Below are 19598 nucleotides of genomic sequence, written 5' to 3' on the forward strand. Positions count from 1 at the left end.
GTCGGTCAACCGTCAGGAACGTGCGGGTAGAAAAACGCGGCTCACTTGCCGATACAGAAGCGCGAAAAGATCACCCCGAGCAAATCGTCCGGCGTAAAGCGGCCGGTAATGCTCGACAGGCTCTCCTGCGCCAGCCGCAATTCTTCGGCAAACAGGTCCAGCGCATGGTCGCCGCCTTCGTTATCCAGACCGGCATGGGCGGCGGCGAGCTCCAGGTGGTCGCCCGCAACCTTCAACGCCAGCAGGTGACGCTCACGCGCCAGGTAGCGCGATTCCACCGTTTGCTGCCAGCCAGCGATGCGCAGCAATTCGCCGCGCAACAGGTCGATCCCCTGCCTCTCGGCGGCCGACACATACACGTGCGTGGCGTCGGGCATGGCCTCTACCGCGGGCTTGTGACCGGAACGGTCGATCTTGTTCCAGATGCGTACGATCGGCACACCGTCGGGAAAACGTGCGGTGATGTTCTCGTCTTCCAGTGTCGGTCCGCGATCGGCATCGAGCATGTGCAGGATGACATCGGCCTTGGCCACCTCGACCCAGGTGCGCTCGATGCCGATGCGCTCGACTTCGTCCGGTCCGCTGCCATCGGCGGCGTCCTCGCGAATGCCTGCCGTGTCGATGATGTTGAGCGGCATGCCTTCGATCAGGATGGTCTGCGTGACCTTGTCGCGGGTGGTGCCGGCGATGGGCGTGACGATGGCCACGTCGGCGCCAGCCAATACGTTGAGCAGCGACGACTTGCCCACGTTGGGCTTGCCGGCCAGCACGGCATTGAGTCCGTCACGCAACAGTGCACCCTGAGCGGCGTGGCGAAACACATCTTCCAGCGTGGCGCGGATGGTCGCCAATTGGCCGCGCGCATCGGACTGCTTGAGGAAGTCGATCTCTTCTTCCGGGAAGTCCAGCGTGGCCTCGACCAGCATGCGCAGGCTGGTGACCTGCTCGACCAGTTGGTGGATCACCTTCGAGAAGGCGCCGCTGAGCGACTCCGAGGCCGACTTGGCGGCGGCCTCGGTGGTGGCTTCGATCAGGTCGGCCACCGCTTCGGCCTGGGCCAGGTCGATCTTGTCGTTCAGGAAGGCGCGTTGCGTGAACTCGCCCGGCTCGGCCAGCCGCAGGCCGATCTCGGCACCGGCCTCCAGGCAGCGCGCCAGCAGCATCTGCATCACTACCGGCCCCCCATGCCCCTGCAGTTCCAGCACGTCTTCACCGGTATAGGAATGCGGTGCCGGGAAGTGAATCGCCAGCCCCTGGTCGATGGCGCTGCCATCGGCGCGACAGAACGGCAGGTAGGTGGCGTGACGCGGCTGCAATTGCCGGCGGCCGCACACGGCGGCAATCACGCCGGAGAGGTCCTTGCCCGAAAGTCGGACGACACCGATGCCGCCGCGACCGGGAGCTGTGGCGATGGCGGCGATGGGGGAAGAGTCGAAGGTCATCTTGCTGATAGTTCGTGATGGCGGTTAAGTGGAGTTACGCGGCATGCGCCAGTCGCAATGTTAATGCCTGTGAAGAATTTTTCGCGAAAAAAAACCCGTGTTGCGATCCACGGGTTCTTGAAAAACCCCGGCGCACCGGGGTATCGCAGACGACTTACTTGGTCTTGCCGCTTTCGATGTTCTTCGTGATCACCCATTGCTGCGCGATCGACAGCACGTTGTTGGTCACCCAGTACAGCACCAGGCCCGACGGGAAGAAGAAGAACATGAACGAGAACACCAGCGGCATGAACATCATGACCTTGGCCTGGACCGGGTCCGGTGGCGTCGGGTTCAGCTTGGTCTGCAGGAACATCGAGGCAGCCATGATGATCGGCAGCAGGCCCACCGGCATGTTGAAGTAGGGAATGGTGCCAAACAGCGTGTCCGGGGCGGTCAGGTCGTGGATCCAGCCCAGCCACGGCGCGCCGCGCATTTCGACCGATGCCAGCAGCACCCAGTACAGCGAGATGAACACCGGGATCTGGATCACGATCGGCAGGCAGCCGCCGAGCGGATTGATCTTCTCGGTCTTGTACATCGCCATCATTTCACGGTTCATCGCCTGCGGATCGCCCTTGTGACGCTCGCGGATGGCCTGCATGCGCGGCGACACCGCCTTCATCTTGGCCATGCTGCGATAGCTGGCGGCCGACAGCGGGAAGAACACCAGCTTGATCAGCACCGTCAGCAGGATGATGGTCCAGCCCCAGTTGCCGACGATGGCGTGGATGTGGGTCATCAGCCAGAAGATCGGCTTGGCGATCAATGTCAGCCAACCGTAGTCCTTGACCAATTCCAGGCCAGGCGCCACGGTTTCCAGCACCTTCGATTCCTGTGGACCGGAATACAGGTGGGCGTCCATGGTCACCGAGGCGCCAGGCGCGACCGTACCCAGCGGCAGGATGGTGCCGACCGCGTACAGGTTGGTGGCGACCTTCTTGGCGAAGATGTCGCGTTGCGCCTGCTGCGGCGGGATGAAGGCCGACACGAAGTAGTGCTGCACCAGCGCCACCCAGCCGTTGTCGGCCTTGGTGGCGTGCTCGGCCTTGCCTTCCTCGATCTTCTCGAAGGTCATCTTCTCGAACTTGTGGGCGTCGGTGTAGACCGCAGGACCGGTGAAGGTGCTGTAGAAGTGCGACTCGCCGCCGGGCTTGTTGCCATCGCGCAGCAACTGCATATACAGCGACGGGTTGATCGCCGCGCCCGTGTTGTTGGTCACGGTATGCTTGACGTCGATCAGGTAGCTGTCGCGCTTGAAGGTGAAGGTCTTGGTCAGCTTGACGCCACCTTGCTCGGCTTCCAGCACCAGTTGCACCTGGTTGCCGTTGTCCAGCGTGCGCACGCCGGGCTGGGCCGAAAACAGCGACTTGTGGGTCGGGAAGGGACCACCGATCAGGCCGGTCTCGGCCAGGTAGGTGTGCCCCGCGCCGGAATCGAACAGCACCAGGTTCTTGGTCGGATCGACCACGTCGCGCTGCTTGAGCAGCTCCAGGCGCTTGAGTTCGCCGCCCAGGGTGTCGATGTCGGCCTTGACCACGTCGGTGATGATGGTGATGGTTTCACCCTTGGCGCTGGCCGGGGCCACGTCGCCTGCCGGCACGCCGGCCGGCGCTGCGGTGCCGGCCTGTGGCACCGGCGAGCCGGTCGGGCTGGCGGTCGGCGTGACCGGGTTGGCGGCTGCCTGCTCCTGGGTCGGGTTGGCCGACGGGAAGAACATCGACTGGTGGCCGTTATGGCGCATCCAGCTGTCCCACAGCAGCAACAGTGAGAAGGAGAATACAACCCACAGGACGGTACGTTTGATATCCATATGCGTATTGATCAATTCAGGAGTGACTGCAACCATCTGCGGCCACAGCAGGGGGAACCCGCGCAGCGATGCGCTGGGGCGAAGAATTCGGAACAGTTGAAGCCGGGGCGGCTTCCTCGCGCAGGGCCTCGGCCTCGACGGAGCCGGGAACCGGATCGAGACCGCCAGCGTGCCAGGGATGGCATTTGCCGAGGCGGCGAACCGCCAGCACGCTACCCTTGAATGCTCCATGGAGGCTCACGGCCTGGGCAGCGTAATCGGAACAGCTGGGATAGAAACGACAATTCTGCCCCAGAAACGGACTCACTCCCAGCTTGTAGGCACGTAACAGCAGGAGCAGGGGCGTCTTCATCACTTCCTATTTCCCGGCAAGGGCCGGCGCGTCCCGCAAGAAGGCCAACAACTGGGCCAGCTCGGTGCGCACCGCCGATTTCAACGCGGCATTGGTCGCCGGTCCCTGCCGGGTATTGACCGGGCGGGACAGGCGCACGATGCAATCGAGCGCAGGCAGCGCGGACTGCCGGAACAACTCGCGCGTGGCGCGCTTGATGGTGTTGCGCGTCACCGCGCGGGGTGCGAAGCGCTTGCCGACCACCACACCCAGGCGCGCACGCCCCAGGCCGTTGCCACGCGCATACAGCACGAAATGCGCCGACCGCTGGACAGGGCGCAAACGAAAAACGGATGAAAAATCATCCGTTTTGACGATTCGCCGATCGCGAGGGTAAAGCTGTGAACGTTCGTCCGTCACGCGAGGGCTCGGCGCACTGTCGCAGCTTAATCAGCAGCCAGACGCTTGCGGCCCTTGGCGCGGCGAGCGTTGATGACGGCACGGCCGCCACGGGTTGCCATACGAGCGCGGAAACCGTGGGTACGCTTGCGACGCACGACGGAAGGTTGATAAGTACGTTTCATGTTGGACTCGCTTGGTTGGGCTGCTTATCTTGCAAAACCGATTGGGCAAAGCTGCCGAAACGATGCCGCGAAAAATGAACAGCAAAAAATAAATCGGAATTCTGGAACCGCTATCAATGTGCCGGTCCCGCATCAACAATGCATCGTCACCCGATAGCCCCGGCAACTGCCGCATCGCTGACACCTCTGGTTGGTCCGCTTTTTTCTTGTCTTTATACCGAGGTATTCCGACTAATCGAAAACTGCAAACTGCTGCAACGGCACCGTGCGCAATTCTTCAGATGGTGAACCCTGAATTAGACTGCATTTTCTATTTGCCTGTCAATGACTTAAGTGCTTTCCAGGCCAACCGAAGCCGCCTGCCCAGCGCCAGACCGACTCATCCGTGGCGGATTTGCAAAACCGGGCGGACGGCAGCGGCGAAATTGCCAAAACCATAACGCGCCTGCCTTACGCCCCATCATTCCAGTTGCACCAGGGAAATGATTGCGGATCGACACTGCCCCTGCCGGCTGATCACGGCCCACCCACATGCCGGCCCGGTGCCGCGCCGATCGCAGGCGGCCAATCTTATAAAAAATTGTCCGGTCACCGCCGCAGCGCCGCTTGCGCGAAATTGGCGCGTGCGCGTCAACCGCGGCGCCGCCATGCACATTGAATGGACATGGAAGCAGTCGGGCGAGGTCGCCATCACACCTGGTGACGCCAGCGCCAGCGTCGTAAAACGGACGATGTTCTACGCCTGCCAAAAATAAATCGGGCCTATCCTGCAACAAAGAAGAGGCGATTAGATCATTAAGAGAGAAAAGGAATAGAATAAAAACGCAGTTCACCGCATTGCGCTGTAACGCTACGGCTTTCAAAGAACACTTCGGCAATGACCGCATTCGAGTCACCGACGTATTCTTCGATAACCGCAGATGGTAAATCTAGACACAAGTTTGTTTCATCATGAAGCGACGGAGGTGGTATGGATATTTACAGCAGCTTTGCAAGCCGGTTCGACAAGACAAAAGAAGAAGAACTTTCGCTCGAAGAGTATCTGAATCTTTGCAAGAGCGACCCAGCGGTATATGCATCTGCTGCAGAGCGGATGCTGATGGCCATCGGCGAGCCCGAGAAGGTCGACACCCGCGAAGATCCACGCCTTTCCCGCGTGTTCGCCAACAAGGTGATCAAGGTCTACCCCGCATTCAAGGAATTCTACGGCGCCGAGGAAGTCATCGAGCAGGTGGTCTCGTACTTCCGCCACGCGGCGCAGGGCCTGGAAGAGAAAAAGCAGATCCTGTACCTGCTGGGCCCGGTCGGCGGCGGCAAGTCATCCATTGCCGAACGCCTCAAGCAGCTCATGGAGGCGGTCCCCTTCTATTCGATCAAGGGCTCTCCGGTCAACGAATCGCCGCTGGGACTGTTCGACTATGACGAGGACGGCCCGATCCTGGAGGAGCAGTTCGGCATTCCCCGCCGCTACCTCAAACCCATCCTCAGCCCCTGGGCCGTCAAGCGGCTGCACGAATACAACGGCGACATCCGCCAGTTCCGCGTGGTCAGGCGCTATCCGTCGATCCTGCGCCAGATCGGCATTTCCAAGACCGAGCCGGGCGACGAGAACAACCAGGATATCTCGACACTGGTCGGCAAGGTCGATATCCGCAAGCTCGAGCAGTACTCGCAGGACGATGCCGACGCCTACAGTTATTCGGGCGGGCTGTGCCTGTCCAACCAGGGCCTGCTGGAATTCGTCGAAATGTTCAAGGCGCCCATCAAGGTGCTGCACCCGTTGCTGACAGCCACCCAGGAGGGCAACTTCAAGGGCACCGAAGGCTTCGGCGCGATTCCATTCGATGGCGTGATCCTGGCCCACTCCAACGAATCCGAATGGAAGGCCTTCCGCAACAACAAGAACAACGAGGCGCTGCTGGACCGCATCTTCATCGTCAAGGTGCCGTATTGCCTGCGGGTGTCCGAAGAAATCAAGATCTATGAAAAACTGATCCGCAGTTCGTCGCTGGGTCGCGCTACCTGCGCCCCGGGCACGCTGAAGATGATGGCGCAATTCTCGGTGCTGACGCGCCTGAAGGAACCCGAGAACTCCAGCCTGTTCTCGAAGATGCAGGTCTACGATGGCGAGAACCTGAAGGATACCGACCCCAAGGCCAAGTCGTACCAGGAGTACCGCGACTACGCCGGCGTGGACGAGGGCATGAACGGCATCTCGACCCGGTTCGCCTTCAAGATCCTGTCGCGCGTGTTCAACTTCGATACCACCGAGGTGGCCGCCAACCCGGTGCACCTGATGTATGTGCTGGAGCAGCAGATCGAGCGCGAGCAGTTCCCGCAGGAGGCCGAGCAGAAGTATTTCTCGTTCGTCAAGGACACGCTGGCGTCGCGCTACGCCGAGTTCATTGGCAAGGAAATCCAGACCGCCTATCTCGAATCCTATTCCGAGTACGGCCAGAACGTGTTCGACCGCTACGTGACCTACGCCGACTTCTGGATCCAGGACCAGGAATATCGCGACCACGATACCGGCGAGAGCTTCGACCGTGCGGCCCTGAATGCCGAACTGGAAAAGATCGAGAAGCCGGCCGGCATCAGTAATCCCAAGGACTTCCGCAACGAGATCGTCAACTTCGTGCTGCGCGCGCGGGTCAACAATGGCGGCAAGAACCCGCTGTGGACCAGTTATGAAAAGCTGCGCGTGGTGATCGAGAAGAAGATGTTCTCCAATACCGAAGACCTGCTGCCGGTGATCTCCTTCAACGCCAAGGGCTCCAACGAAGAGATGCAGAAGCACGAGGACTTCGTCAATCGCATGGTCAGCAAGGGTTACACGCCCAAGCAGGTACGACTGCTGTGCGAGTGGTACCTGCGCGTGCGCAAGTCATCGTAGGTCGCAGGCGAAAAGACGGACGGGCGCCGCATGGCGCCGCAGTCCGGGCAGCATCCCCGGGGCTGTCGGTCGGTACGCCGACCCCAGCGACTCCGCCGCGACCACCGATGCTTCGGTGTCGCGGCACCAGCAGGAGAACGGACAGTGCTACATCAGATTATCGACCGTAGACTAGCTGGCAAGAACAAGAGCATTGCCAACCGGGAGCGCTTCCTGCGCCGCTTTCGGGGCCATATTCAGCGTTCAGTTGCGGACGCCGTGCGCGACCGCAGCATCACCGACCTCGACAAGTCCAAGAGCATCAGCATTCCGCGCAAGGACGTCACCGAGCCGTTTTTCCACCATGGCAAGGGGGGCCGCCGGGAGGCCGTCCATCCGGGCAATTCCGACTACCTGCAGGGGGACCGCATCCAGCGCCAGAACGGCGCAGGAGGCGGTGACGGCGGCAGCAGCGCCAGCAATGAGGGCGAGGGGCAGGACGACTTCACCTTTGAGCTGACCCGCGAAGAATTCATGCAGTACTTCTTCGAGGATCTCGAATTGCCGCGCCTGGTCGAGACCAACCTGATGACGGTGCCGAACTGGAAGAACATGCGTGCCGGTTATTCGGTCGACGGTTCGCCCACCAACATCGATATCGTGCGCTCGCTGCGCAGCTCGCTGGGACGCCGCATTGCGCTGGGCGCGCCGTTGCAACGGCAACTCGACGATGCCGAGGCGCAACTGGTCGAGTTCAAGCGCCAGCCCGAGCTGCATCGCACCGAGATCCGGCTGCTGGAGGACGACATCAAGCTGCTCAAGGCGCGCATCTTGCGCATCCCCTTCATCGATCCGTTCGACCTGCGCTATGTGAACCGCGTGCGGCAACCGCAACCGTCGTCGCGCGCGGTGATGTTCTGCGTCATGGACGTGTCGGGGTCGATGGACGAGCAGCGCAAGGACCTGTCGAAGCGCTTCTTCATCCTGCTGTACCTGTTCCTGACGCGCAACTACGAGCATATCGAGGTGGTCTTCATCCGCCACCATACGCGGGCCGACGAGGTCGACGAGAACACCTTCTTCCACTCGCAGGAAAGCGGCGGCACGGTGGTCTCCAGCGCGCTGGAGCTGATGCATGACATCATCACCAAGCGCTACTCGCCCAGCGAATGGAACATCTACGGCGCCCAGGCTTCCGACGGCGACAACTGGAACGACGATTCGCCCAAGTGCCGCCAGATCCTCGAGTCGAGCATCCTGCCGCTGACCCGCTACTTCGCCTATATCCAGGTGGCCGAGCCGGAGCAGAACCTGTGGACCGAATACCTGCAGCTGATCGACTCGCACCCGCACTTCGCGATGAAGAAGGTGCAATCGGCCACCGAGATCTACCCGGTGTTTCGCGAACTCTTTGAAAAACAGGTGCACGCATGAACAGCCGATTCAAGTACGATCCGCTGCCCTGCCCTTCGGACTGGAGCTTCGATCTGATCGAACGCTACGACCACGAAATCGCCCGGGTGGCGGCCGACTACAAGCTCGACATCTATCCGATCCAGCTCGAGATCATCTCGGCCGAACAAATGATGGACGCCTACGCTTCGCATGGCATGCCGGTCAATTACCGCCACTGGTCCTATGGCAAGCACTTCATGCTGACCGAGCGCGACTACAAGCGCGGCCAGATGGGGCTGGCGTACGAGATCGTGATCAATTCCGATCCCTGCATCGCCTACCTGATGGAAGAGAACACGATGACCATGCAGGCGTTGGTCATCGCGCACGCCGCCTATGGACACAACTCGTTCTTCAAGGGCAACTACCTGTTCGAGCTGTGGACCGACGCCAGTGCCATCATCGACTACCTGGTCTATGCCCGCAACTACATCGCCGAGTGCGAAGAACGCCACGGCTTCGAGCGGGTCGAGGAATTGCTCGATTCGTGCCACGCCCTGATGAGCTATGGCGTAGACCGCTACAAACGGCCCCAGCGCATGTCGCTGGCCCAGGAAAAGGCGCGCCAGCGCGAACGCGAAGCCTATATGCAGTCGCAGGTCAACGAGCTCTGGCGCACCCTGCCGGCACGCAAGGAAACCGCCGCGGCACAGGCCGAAGGCCGCTTTCCGTCCGAGCCCCAGGAAAACCTGCTGTACTTTGCCGAAAAGAACGCGCCCCTGCTGGAGCCCTGGGAGCGCGAAGTGGTGCGCATCGTGCGCAAGGTGGGGCAGTACTTCTACCCGCAGCGCCAGACCCAGGTCATGAACGAGGGATGGGCCACTTTCTGGCACTACACCTTGCTCAACACGCTCTACGACCAGGGGCGACTGACCGATGGCTTCATGATGGAATTCCTGCATTCGCACAGCAATGTGGTGTTCCAGCCGCCGATCACCAAGCAGTACTACAACGGCATCAACCCCTATGCGCTGGGTTTCTCGATGATGAGCGACATCCGCCGCATCTGCTCGAACCCCACCGCGGAGGATCGCGAGTGGTTTCCCGATATCGCCGGTCGCGACTGGCTCGAGACCCTGCACCATGTGATGCGCAACTACAAGGACGAGAGTTTCGTGGCGCAGTACCTGTCGCCCAAGCTGATGCGCGAAATGCGTATGTTCGCCGTGCTGGACGACGATAGGCGCAGCGAGATGGAAGTCTCGGCGATCCACAACGAACGCGGCTACCAGTATGTGCGGCAGGCGCTGTCACGCCAGTACGACATCAACCACCGCGAACCCAATATCCAGGTCTGGGCGGTCAATACCCGCGGCAATCGCAGCCTGACGCTGCGTCACTTCCGCAGTGATGGCCGTTCGCTGGGTGATTCCACCAATGAAGTATTGCGTCACATGGCGCGCCTGTGGCAATTCGACGTGTATCTCGAAAGCGTCGACGACAGTGGCACCATCGTGCAGCGCTACGAGTGCGTCGCCGAAAACCGCTACGCGTTACAGACCTGAGGCAGCATGTCATCCACCCCCGCCACGCCGGGCCTGCCGATCTCGGCCCAGACCATCCCGCTGTTTCCGCTGGGCAGCACGCTTTTTCCGGACGGCCGGCTGCCGTTGCAGGTGTTCGAGGTACGCTACCTAGACATGATCGGCCGCTGCATCGCCCAGGGCAGCCATTTTGGCGTGGTGGCCTTGACCGAGGGCGCCGAAGTGCGGCGCCCGGGCCAGTCCGAGCGCTTCGTCGGCGTGGGCACCGTGGCCCGCATCAAGCAATGGTCCAAGCCAGCCGCTGGCCTGATGCGCATCGATTGCAGCGGCGTCGAACGCTTCCGCATACTCAAGGCCGAGCAGCACAAGCATGGCCTGTGGACCGCCGAAGTCGAGCTGATCGAGGCCGACCGCGTCATCCCGATTCCGGACGAGCTGGCCAATACCGCCACCGCTCTGGAGCACCTGCTGCAATCGGTAATGCGCCAGGGCCTGCCCGAGAGCGAGGTCCCGATCGCGGCGCCGTTTCGCCTTGACGACTGCGGCTGGGTGGCCAACCGCTGGGCCGAGATGATTCCGGTGCCGGTCGCGCAGAAGCAGTCGCTGCTGGCGCTGGATAATCCGCTACTGCGGCTGGAACTGGTACAGGATGCGCTGGACCAGTTGGGCTGGCTGAAATAGACGCATGACGACCTACGGCGCCACGCCGCTGATGCCGGCCTCGGCCAGCAGCGCGGCCAGGCCCGACCAGAAGATCTGGATGCCGATACACAACAGGATGAAGGCCGACAGCCGCAACACCACCATGGTGCCCAGGCGCCCCATCATGTGCACCAGCTTGTGGGCGTAGTTGTAGCAGAGGAAGATCACCACCGCCGTCAACGCCGCGCCAACCGCGGCGCTGCCGATCGAGATGACCCAGTCCAGCAGTCGCGTCGGGGTGTTGGCGCCCAGCGTGATGGAGGCGGCGATGGTACCGGGCCCCACCGTCAGCGGAAAACTCATCGGATAGAAGCTGCGCGCCTTGATCTCGTCGTCCGGCAGGTCTTCGTCGTCGTAGTTCTTGGCCACCTGCCTTGGGATGGCCGAATCGTGGCTGTTGTCGCTGAGCAGCTTCCAGCCCGACACCGCCACCAGCAAGCCGCCGCCCACGCGCACGATCGGCAGCGAGATGCCGAAGAAGCCGAGCACGTGTGAACCGATGAAGATGGCTCCCACCAGCATGAACCAGCAATTGATGGCTACCTGGCGCGCCACCCGCTGCTCGGTCTTGCGGCTGACGTTGCCCAGCAGGTTGGCAAACACGGGCGCGATGCCCAGTGGATTGAGGATGGGAAGCAAGGTGATCGGGATCAGCACGACCGCCTTGAAGAAGAGAATCAGCATACCGGGCTTGAGGCAGTTGGATGAAGGATTGAGTCGCGGCTTGGATGGCAGCCGCCAGCGTAGCCGAAACGCCAGATGCTGCCAACCGTACTGCAACGAGCTTTTGTGCGCCCGCTCAGGCGGCGGCCGACGCGATCCGCCGTACCCGCATCAGCAAGGCCAGTACGATGGCAAAGTTGAGCAGGTTCCATGCCACGCCATTGATGAAGGCGGCATGGTACGAGCCGGTCAGGTCGAAGATGCCGCCCGACATCCAGCCGCCCAGTGCCATGCCCAGCATGGTGCTCATGATCACCGCCCCCACCCGCTGCCCGGCCTCGGCCGCCGGGAAGTATTCGCGCACGATGATGGCGTAGGCCGGCACGATACCGCCCTGGAACAGGCCAAACAGGGCCGAGATCACGTACAGCGATGCCAGGCTGTCGAAGGGGATGAACAGCAGCAGCGACATGCCTTGCAGCACCGACCCCAGCAGCAGCGTGCGCAAGCCGCCGATGCGATCGCAGACGGCGCCCGATACCAGCCGGCTGACCACGCCGCAGGCCAGCATCAGCGACAGCATCTGCGCCCCCCGTGCCGGGCCATAGCCGAGGTCGCCGCAGTACGCCACGATATGCACCTGCGGCATCGACATGGCGCTGCAGCAAGCCACACCGGCCACGCACAGCAGCAGCAATGCCTGGCGGGTCGACAACCCGAACGGGCGCGTCGACGCCGTCACCCGGGCCCCGCTGGCGGCGGCCGGCGCCGGCGGACGGGTGCGCATGAGCAACGCCAGCGAGCACATCACGGCCGTGCACGACAGCCCCAGGCCGATGTAAGTGTGGCGCCAGCCGACGGCGTCGACGAAATGCTGCACGATGGGCGGCCACAGCGCACCGCCCAGGTAGTTGCCGCTGGCGCAGATGGCCACCGCGATGCCGCGTCGCCGAACGAACCACAGCGAGGTGTCGGCCACCAGCGGCGAAAAGGTGGATGAGGTTCCCAACAGGCCGATCAGGATGCAGTGGGCCGCCATGAACACCCAGATGTCGGGTGCCATCGCCGCCAGCACGAAACCGCCGCCCAGGCAGGCGCCACCCAGCATCAACGGCAGCGTGATGCCGTGGCGATCGGCCAGCCGGCCCATCCAGATGCCGCCCACCCCCACGCCAAGCATGGTCAGGGTATAGGGCAACGACGCCAGCCCGCGGTCGACCGCAAATTCAGCCTGTACCGCCGGCAGCACCACGGCCATGACGTACATGCCGCTGGCACCGACGATCATCAGCACCAGGGTAATGAAAAGCCGCATGGCGGCAAAGCGCGAATCGACCTGATGGCGCCCATGTGGAACCGTTGTCACCGGTTGTCTCCATTGTTATTTTGGTGTCGCAAGGGTAGCACTCATTTCAGGCATCGATGCCGACCGGGTGTTGCCGACGGCCCGCCGGCATCGCGTCGATTCAGGCAATGCGTTGCGACACGATGCGCGGGCAGCGCGACGTCAGCTGCGGTGCATGCGCACGTGATAGTCCAGCACCGGCGCAAAACCGCTACGCTGCTTGGCCTGCGCGATCTGCTGCAACACCTGCAGGCCGGCCTCCTGGTCATGCACCAGCAGCCGCTTGCCGCCGCCGCGCTGCATGACGTTGCCGCTCCAGGTCAGGGTGACGATCCAGTCGCCCAGCAGGTCTTGCCCCAGATCGATGGTGAAGATGTTCCGCGTGGCGTCGGTAAAGCGCAGGCGAGTCGCTCCGGTGACAGGCAGCGAATGGGTGGCGTTATCGGCGGAATCGATCATGATGCAGGTGGAGGGCAGGACGGCAATTGGATTGCCACGCCGGTATGCCACTGCGGGCATACCGGACGAAGGCGGAAAGACATGATGACAAACGTCAGAGATTCGGCGCCAGCCAGCGCTCGATGTCCTCGCGCGGGACATTGCGGCGCCGGGCCATGTCGTCGACCTGGTCCTGGCCGACCTTGCCCACCACGAAATACTTCGATTGCGGGTGCGCGAAATAGAAGCCCGATACCGCCGCGCCGGGGAACATCGCGAACGACTCGGTCAGTTGCATGCCGATCTCTTCGCACTGCATGACGCGGAAGGCATCGGCCTTGACTGTATGTTCCGGGCAGGCCGGATAGCCGGGTGCCGGACGGATACCGACGTATTGTTCCTTGATCAGTTCCACGCTGGTCAGGGACTCGCTCGGCGCGTAGCCCCACAGGTCGCGCCGCACGCGCTCATGCAGGTACTCGGCAAAGGCTTCGGCCAGGCGATCGGCCAGTGCCTTGAGCATGATCGACGAATAATCGTCGTGGGCATCCTCGAAACGCTTTTCGTACTTCTCGATGCCCAACCCCGCGGTCACGGCAAACAGGCCGATGTAGTCGCCGATGCCCGAGTCCTTGGGCGCGATGAAGTCCGACAGGCACTGGTTGGGCCGCGCCACGCCGTCGACCACCGGCTTCTCGGTCTGCTGACGCATGCCGTAGTAGGTGAACGCGACCTGGCTGCGACTGTCGTCGGTATAGATCTCGATGTCATCGTCGTTGACGGTATTGGCCGGCAACAGCGCAATGACGCCGTTGGCGGTGAGCCAGCGGCCGTCGACGATCTTCTTGAGCATCGCCTGCGCTTCGGCGAACACCTTGGTGGCGGCGTCCCCCACCACCTCGTCCTGGAGGATGGCGGGATACGGCCCGGCCAGGTCCCAGGTCTGGAAGAACGGGCCCCAGTCGATGTAGTTGGCCAGCAAACCCAGGTCGACATTCTTGAACAGCCGGCGACCGATGAACTTGGGCTTGACCGGCGCATAATCGAGCCGGGTCCTGTTGGCGCGCGCGGCCGCCAGCGACAGCATCGGCGCGGCCTTCTTGTTGGCGTGCTGCTCGCGGATGCGAACGTAGTCGGCATTGAGCTCGCTGACATACTGCGCGCTCTGCTCGGGGGTGAGCAGCGACTGCGCCACCGAGACCGCACGCGAGGCATCCGGCACGTACACCACCGGCCCTTCGTAGTTGGGCGCGATCTTGACCGCCGTGTGGGCGCGCGAGGTGGTGGCGCCGCCGATCAGCAGCGGCATCTTGACGCCGCTGAAATACGGGTCGCGCTGCATTTCCTTGGCGACGTAGGCCATCTCTTCCAGCGAGGGCGTGATCAGGCCGGACAAGCCGATGATGTCGGCCTTCTCTTCCTTGGCACGCGCCAGGATCTCGGCGCACGGCACCATCACGCCCATGTTCACCACTTCGAAGTTATTGCATTGCAGGACCACGGTGACGATGTTCTTGCCGATGTCGTGCACGTCGCCCTTGACGGTGGCGATGACGATCTTGCCCTTGGGCTTGGCCACGACCCCGGTCTCGATCTCGATCTGGCGTTTTTCTTCCTCGATGAACGGGATCAGGTGCGCCACCGCCTGCTTCATCACGCGCGCCGACTTGACCACCTGCGGCAGGAACATCTTGCCCTGGCCGAACAGGTCGCCGACCACGTTCATGCCATCCATCAGGGGGCCTTCGATGACGTGGATCGGACGCCCGCCGGTGGCCGCGATCTGCTGGCGCGCCTCTTCGGTGTCCTCCACGATCCACTGCGTGATGCCGTGTACCAGCGCATGCGCCAGGCGCTTGGCGACTGGCTCGCTACGCCATTCGAGGGTGGCTTCCTCCTTCTTGTCGCCGGCCTTGAGGGTGGCGGCAATCTCGATCATGCGCTCGGTGGCGTCGGCACGGCGATTGAGCACCACGTCCTCGACCCGCTCGCGCAGCTCGGCCGGCAGGTTGTCGTAGACGCCGATCATGCCGGCGTTGACGATGCCCATGGTCATGCCGGCCTTGATGGCGTGATACAGGAACACGGTATGGATCGCTTCACGCGCCGGATCGTTGCCGCGGAAGCTGAAGCTGACGTTGGATACGCCGCCGCTGATCTTGGCGTACGGCAGGTTTTCGTGGATCCAGCGCGTCGCCTCGATGAAGTCGACCGCGTAGTTGTTGTGCTCTTCGATCCCGGTGGCGACGGCGAAGATGTTGGGGTCGAAGATGATGTCTTCCGGCGGGAAGCCGACCTTGTCCACCAGCAGCCGGTAGGCGCGTTCGCAGATCTCGATCTTGCGCGCATAGGTATCGGCCTGGCCGACCTCGTCGAAGGCCATCACGATCACCGCTGCGCCGTAGCGGCGGCACAGCCGCGCCTCGTGCAGGAATTTTTCCTCGCCTTCCTTCATCGAGATCGAGTTGACGATCGACTTGCCCTGCACGCACTTGAGCCCGGCCTCGATCACTTCCCACTTGGACGAGTCGATCATGATCGGCACCCGTGCAATGTCGGGTTCGGACGCGATCAGGTTCAGGAAACGCTTCATGGCCGCCAGCGAATCGAGCATCGCCTCGTCCATGTTGATGTCGATCACCTGGGCACCGTTTTCGACCTGCTGGCGCGCCACGGCCAGCGCCTCGTCGTATTGCTCGTTGAGGATCAGGCGCGCGAAGGCCTTGGAACCGGTGACATTGGTGCGCTCGCCGACGTTGACGAACAGCGACTGGTCATCGATGGTGAACGGCTCCAGCCCGGACAGCCGCATGGCATGCGAATCGACCGCCAGCTGGCGCGGCGCGATGCTGGCCACGGTCTGGGCGATGGCCTGGATGTGTGGCGGCGTGGTACCGCAGCAACCACCGGCGACGTTGACGAATCCGCTTTCGGCGAACTCCTTGAGCAGCGCCGAGGTGACTTCGGGGGTCTCGTCGAAGCCGGTATCGCTCATCGGGTTGGGCAGGCCGGCATTGGGGTAGATGCACACGAAGGTGTCGGCGATGCGTGAGAGCTCTTCGGCGTAGGGTCGCATCAGCGCCGCGCCCAGCGCGCAGTTCAAGCCGACCGTGAGCGGGCGCGCATGGCGAATCGAGTTCCAGAAGGCCGTCACCGTCTGGCCCGAGAGGATACGGCCGGAAGCGTCGGTGACGGTGCCCGAGATCATGATCGGCAGGCGCTTGCCCGATTGCTCGAAGAAGGTGTCGATGGCAAACAGCGCTGCCTTGCAGTTGAGCGTATCGAAGATGGTCTCGACCAGCAGCACGTCGGCGCCGCCCTCGACCAGCGCGCGGGTCTGCTCCAGGTAGGCGGCCACCAGTTGATCGAAAGTGACATTGCGGGCGGCGGGATCGTTGACGTCGGGCGATATCGATGCGGTCTTGGGCGTGGGGCCCAGCGCGCCGGCCACGAAGCGCGGCTTGTCCGGGGTCGAGTACTTGTCGCAGGCGGCCCGCGCCAGGCGCGCCGATTCCAGGTTCATCTCATAGGCCAGGTGCGCCATGTGATAGTCGTCCTGGGCTACCGTGGTGGCACCGAAGGTATTGGTCTCGATCAGGTCGGCGCCTGCGGCCAGGTATTGCTCGTGGATCTCGCCGATGATGGCCGGCTGGGTCAGCGACAGCAGTTCGTTGTTGCCCTTGACGAACATTTCCTTGCCGGGCACGCTGAAGTCGGCAAAGCGCTGGCCGCGATAATCTTCCTCGGTCAGCTTGTAGCGCTGGATCATGGTGCCCATGGCGCCATCGAGGATCAGGATGCGCTTGGACATCAGGTCACGCAGCAGCAATTCGGTGGGGCACAATTCGTTGGGCTTCATCTGGCGTTTTTCTCTCGATCCGGCAACAATACGGCTTGCCCATGACACAAAAACCCGGCCATGGGCAGGACCGGGTTCAGCGTCGGAAGATGGGCAGAAGTAGACCGAAATTATACGCGAAAGACACGGCCCTCCCGCCCCGGTCGCCTGCCGTGGCGAACATTACCTACCTGCAATCATGCCGCCTACCCAACTCGCTGCGACCATCGTCCTCACCGCCCTGCCTAACGAACTTGCCGCCGCCGATGCGCCCGCCGGGGTGGAGGTCGTCTATTGCGGCGTGGGCAAGGTCAACGCCGCATTGCACGCCACCCGGATCATCCTCGAGCGCCGGCCGTCGCTGGTCATCAATTTCGGCACCGCCGGCAAGATCGACGCGCGCCACGATGGCCTGCTCGAAGTCGCCACGGTACTGCAGCGCGACATGCTGGCCATGCCGCTGGCCGAGCGCGGCGTCACGCCACTGATGTCGCCGGCCGAACAGCCGGCCCGCCTGGATTCAGGCTATCCGGGCGTGGTCTGCGGCACCGGCGACAGCTTCGTCAGCAGCGCCGATGAGTGGCTGCTGGAGCAGGGTGTCGACCTGGTGGATATGGAGCTGTTCGCTATCGCCCGCGCCTGCCGCCACTTCGGCGTGCCCTGGCGGGCCTTCAAGTTCATCACCGACGGCGCCGACGAAGGCGCCGCCGACGACTGGCAATCACGGGTACACCTGGGCGCCGAGTTGTTCTGGCGACACCTGCCGCACGTCGTCAAGGTCTGAACCAGGCTAGGCCGACAGCCGCATCGCCCCGGGGTCGCTGGTGCCGCTGGTGCCGCTGGCGTGGCGGCGCGGCTCGCTCAACTTCAGCGTCAGGCACTTGGCCGCGCCGCCTGCCCGCATGAACTCGGACAAGGGCAGTTCATGTACCGTGAAGCCCCGGCCTTCCAATTGCTGGCGCAAACCTGTCGATGCCCGGTTGAGCAGCACATGCCGGCCGGCATTGACGGTATTACAGGCGAAGGCCAGGGCATCATCGAGTTCGACGGCGATCCGGCGTGCCGCGGGTACCCGACGCGCGATGACCTGCTGCGAGGCCAGGTCGAAGGCACCAGGGTAGTACATCAGGTAGCCGCCCTCCAGCGGGCAGAAACAGGTATCGAGATGATAGAAACGCGCGTCGGCCAATTTCAGCGACTGCACTTCGACGTCGAGCCACCCGGCCACCATCGGCGCGGCGCGCACATCGGTACGATGTCCATAGCCCATCCACAGCACTTCGCCGTGACGATCGAGCAGGGCGTCGCCGGCACCCTCGAAGGCAATCTCGTCCGGCATCCTCAGCACACGCAGGCCTTGGTCGGCAAGCCAGCGCGCAAAGTGCGGCTCCTCGGCCTGGCGCTCGGCGTGCCGGAAGCGCGACAGCACCGCCGTGTCGCCCAGCACCAGCGCGGCATTGGCGGTGAACACCATGTCCGGCACCCCGGGCACGCCAGGCATCTCGCGCACCTCGGCCAATTCGCCCAGCGCGTCGCGCAGCGCCTGCCACTGGCGCGCCGCCAATTGCGGGTCGGCCGCTGCGACATTGCCCGCCATCCAGGGATTGATCACATAGGACACCTCGAAATGGGTAGGCGCACACATCAGGAATACATCACGGTGTTGAGTTTTCATCTGCATTCTCCTGGTTGCATTGAGGGCGGTCTTCAGGTGGAACACACGGCGCCGCGGCGGTTCCATCGGTGCGCACAGGATACTTTCGATGGCCAAAAATTTTCTTGCGTTTTTGTTCTCTTAAATCGATATTTGTGAACGATTCTTGCATATCAGGATAATTCATGAATAAATTCGATCGTTTTGACCGCATCATTATCGAGACCTTGCAACAACATGGTCGGGCCAGCAATGTCGAGCTCTCGGAGAAGGTCAACCTGTCGCCGCCGCAATGCTATCGACGCGTGCAACGGCTGGAGCAGGAGGGGGTCATCCGCGGCTACGCCGCGCAGGTCGAGCCGGCTGCCCTGGGCCTGGGCGTGATCGCCTTCGTCAGCCTGGGCCTGGCGCGCGAGCAGTTCAAGCAGGTGCGCAGCGTAGAGCAGGCGATCAGGCAGTTTCCCGAGATCCTGGAGTGCTACACCATCTCGGGCGATTTCGATTACCTGCTCAAGGTGGCTGCCATCGATCTCAAGAGCCTGTCGGCGTTCCTGACCGACCGCCTGATGCAGGTGCCGGGCGTGGCCGGCGTGCGCTCGATGGTGTGCATGGAAGAAATCAAGGCGGCCAGTCCATTGCCAGTGCCCGACTGATCGCAGCATGGCGGCGAGCGCGGGCTACTTGTGCGTCTGGCGCACATATCTTGTCGCGTGCGGCTACTGTTGCCCCGGCACCTGGCTGACTATGCTTCGTCCTGTCGTCAATCGCCAGGAGCATCCATGTCGCATCCCACCATCCGCAGTATCGTTGGCGCCGCAGCGCTGGTCGGCATCGCCGACACCTTCGGCAGCGTGCTCTCGACCGACACCATCGTGCAAATGGTCGTGCCATGACCGTTACCGCCGATCTTCATCCCCAAGTTTTCAACCACCGGAGTC

Annotated in this window: 17 protein-coding genes; 6 read left to right on the forward strand and 11 right to left on the reverse strand. The window is 62.7% G+C overall.

Going from position 1 to position 19598, the window contains the following annotated elements; translation table 11 throughout:
* Positions 1 to 41: 41 nt before the first annotated feature.
* The 5 genes from mnmE to rpmH all read right to left on the reverse strand — a co-directional run bounded on the left by mnmE (position 42) and on the right by rpmH (position 4209).
* A complete protein-coding gene (gene mnmE, locus PMI40_RS01865) occupies positions 42 to 1442 on the reverse strand; it encodes a tRNA uridine-5-carboxymethylaminomethyl(34) synthesis GTPase MnmE (RefSeq protein WP_008111537.1) in 1401 nt (466 codons plus the stop codon).
* 154 nt (positions 1443 to 1596) lie between these two features.
* Positions 1597 to 3294 carry a membrane protein insertase YidC gene (gene yidC / locus PMI40_RS01870; protein ID WP_008111538.1) on the reverse strand — a complete coding sequence of 566 codons (1698 nt, stop codon included), beginning with the start codon at positions 3292 to 3294 and terminating at the stop codon, positions 1597 to 1599.
* 16 nt (positions 3295 to 3310) lie between these two features.
* Entirely contained in the window at positions 3311 to 3646 is a 336-nt protein-coding gene (yidD, locus tag PMI40_RS23135) for a membrane protein insertion efficiency factor YidD (RefSeq protein ID WP_081496386.1), read from the reverse strand.
* 6 nt (positions 3647 to 3652) lie between these two features.
* The gene (gene rnpA, locus PMI40_RS01875; protein ID WP_081496387.1) at positions 3653 to 4045 is read right to left on the reverse strand and encodes a ribonuclease P protein component; all 393 of its coding nucleotides are present in this window, start codon (positions 4043 to 4045) and stop codon (positions 3653 to 3655) included.
* A gap of 26 nt (positions 4046 to 4071) precedes the next feature.
* A complete protein-coding gene (rpmH, locus tag PMI40_RS23140; protein WP_081496388.1) occupies positions 4072 to 4209 on the reverse strand; it encodes a 50S ribosomal protein L34 in 138 nt (45 codons plus the stop codon).
* Positions 4210 to 5179: 970 nt separating this feature from the next.
* On the opposite strand from rpmH, the gene PMI40_RS01880 reads away from it, so the two are divergent.
* The 4 genes from PMI40_RS01880 (at position 5180) to PMI40_RS01895 (ending at position 10701) form a co-directional block, all read left to right on the forward strand.
* Positions 5180 to 7102 (forward strand): PrkA family serine protein kinase, encoded by a 1923-nt coding sequence (locus PMI40_RS01880; RefSeq protein ID WP_008111541.1) that lies wholly within the window; start codon positions 5180 to 5182, stop codon positions 7100 to 7102.
* Positions 7103 to 7246: 144 nt separating this feature from the next.
* Positions 7247 to 8515, forward strand: coding sequence for a YeaH/YhbH family protein (locus PMI40_RS01885; protein WP_008111544.1), 1269 nt, complete (start codon positions 7247 to 7249; stop codon positions 8513 to 8515).
* On the forward strand, positions 8512 to 10041 hold the full coding sequence (locus PMI40_RS01890; protein ID WP_008111546.1) for a SpoVR family protein: 1530 nt from the start codon (positions 8512 to 8514) through the stop codon (positions 10039 to 10041). The genes PMI40_RS01885 and PMI40_RS01890 overlap by 4 nt, the downstream gene beginning before the upstream one ends.
* A 6-nt stretch (positions 10042 to 10047) precedes the next feature.
* Complete coding sequence (locus PMI40_RS01895) at positions 10048 to 10701, forward strand: LON peptidase substrate-binding domain-containing protein (RefSeq protein ID WP_008111548.1); 654 nt, start codon at positions 10048 to 10050, stop codon at positions 10699 to 10701.
* A 12-nt stretch (positions 10702 to 10713) separates the two neighbouring features.
* Here PMI40_RS01895 and PMI40_RS01900 read toward each other — a convergent pair whose 3' ends face one another.
* From PMI40_RS01900 to metH, 4 genes are all read right to left on the reverse strand, one after another.
* A complete protein-coding gene (locus tag PMI40_RS01900; protein ID WP_008111549.1) occupies positions 10714 to 11406 on the reverse strand; it encodes a MarC family protein in 693 nt (230 codons plus the stop codon).
* A gap of 115 nt (positions 11407 to 11521) precedes the next feature.
* A complete protein-coding gene (locus tag PMI40_RS01905) occupies positions 11522 to 12700 on the reverse strand; it encodes an MFS transporter (RefSeq protein WP_008111552.1) in 1179 nt (392 codons plus the stop codon).
* 192 nt (positions 12701 to 12892) lie between these two features.
* A complete protein-coding gene (locus PMI40_RS01910) occupies positions 12893 to 13189 on the reverse strand; it encodes a WGR domain-containing protein (RefSeq protein WP_040501559.1) in 297 nt (98 codons plus the stop codon).
* Between the two features lie 94 nt (positions 13190 to 13283).
* Complete coding sequence (metH, locus tag PMI40_RS01915; RefSeq protein WP_008111556.1) at positions 13284 to 17027, reverse strand: methionine synthase; 3744 nt, start codon at positions 17025 to 17027, stop codon at positions 13284 to 13286.
* Between the two features lie 178 nt (positions 17028 to 17205).
* Here metH and PMI40_RS01920 point away from each other — a divergent pair, with 178 nt between their 5' ends.
* Complete coding sequence (locus PMI40_RS01920) at positions 17206 to 17790, forward strand: 5'-methylthioadenosine nucleosidase (RefSeq protein ID WP_008111558.1); 585 nt, start codon at positions 17206 to 17208, stop codon at positions 17788 to 17790.
* A 6-nt stretch (positions 17791 to 17796) separates the two neighbouring features.
* Here PMI40_RS01920 and PMI40_RS01925 read toward each other — a convergent pair whose 3' ends face one another.
* Together PMI40_RS01925 and PMI40_RS23645 are read right to left on the reverse strand one after the other, a co-directional pair.
* On the reverse strand, positions 17797 to 18681 hold the full coding sequence (locus PMI40_RS01925) for a dimethylarginine dimethylaminohydrolase family protein (RefSeq protein ID WP_008111559.1): 885 nt from the start codon (positions 18679 to 18681) through the stop codon (positions 17797 to 17799).
* Positions 18662 to 18847, reverse strand: a complete 186-nt coding sequence (locus PMI40_RS23645; RefSeq protein WP_157221424.1) for a hypothetical protein — start codon at positions 18845 to 18847, stop codon at positions 18662 to 18664. Before PMI40_RS23645 ends, PMI40_RS01925 begins: the two co-directional genes overlap by 20 nt.
* Between PMI40_RS23645 and PMI40_RS01930 the strand changes: the two genes are divergently transcribed.
* Entirely contained in the window at positions 18846 to 19313 is a 468-nt protein-coding gene (locus PMI40_RS01930) for an Lrp/AsnC family transcriptional regulator (protein ID WP_008111560.1), read from the forward strand. The genes PMI40_RS23645 and PMI40_RS01930 overlap by 2 nt on opposite strands.
* Positions 19314 to 19598: the final 285 nt, after the last annotated feature.

Origin of the sequence: Herbaspirillum sp. YR522 (assembly GCF_000282575.1) — a bacterium.
In the GTDB taxonomy this organism is placed as follows: domain Bacteria; phylum Pseudomonadota; class Gammaproteobacteria; order Burkholderiales; family Burkholderiaceae_D; genus Herbaspirillum.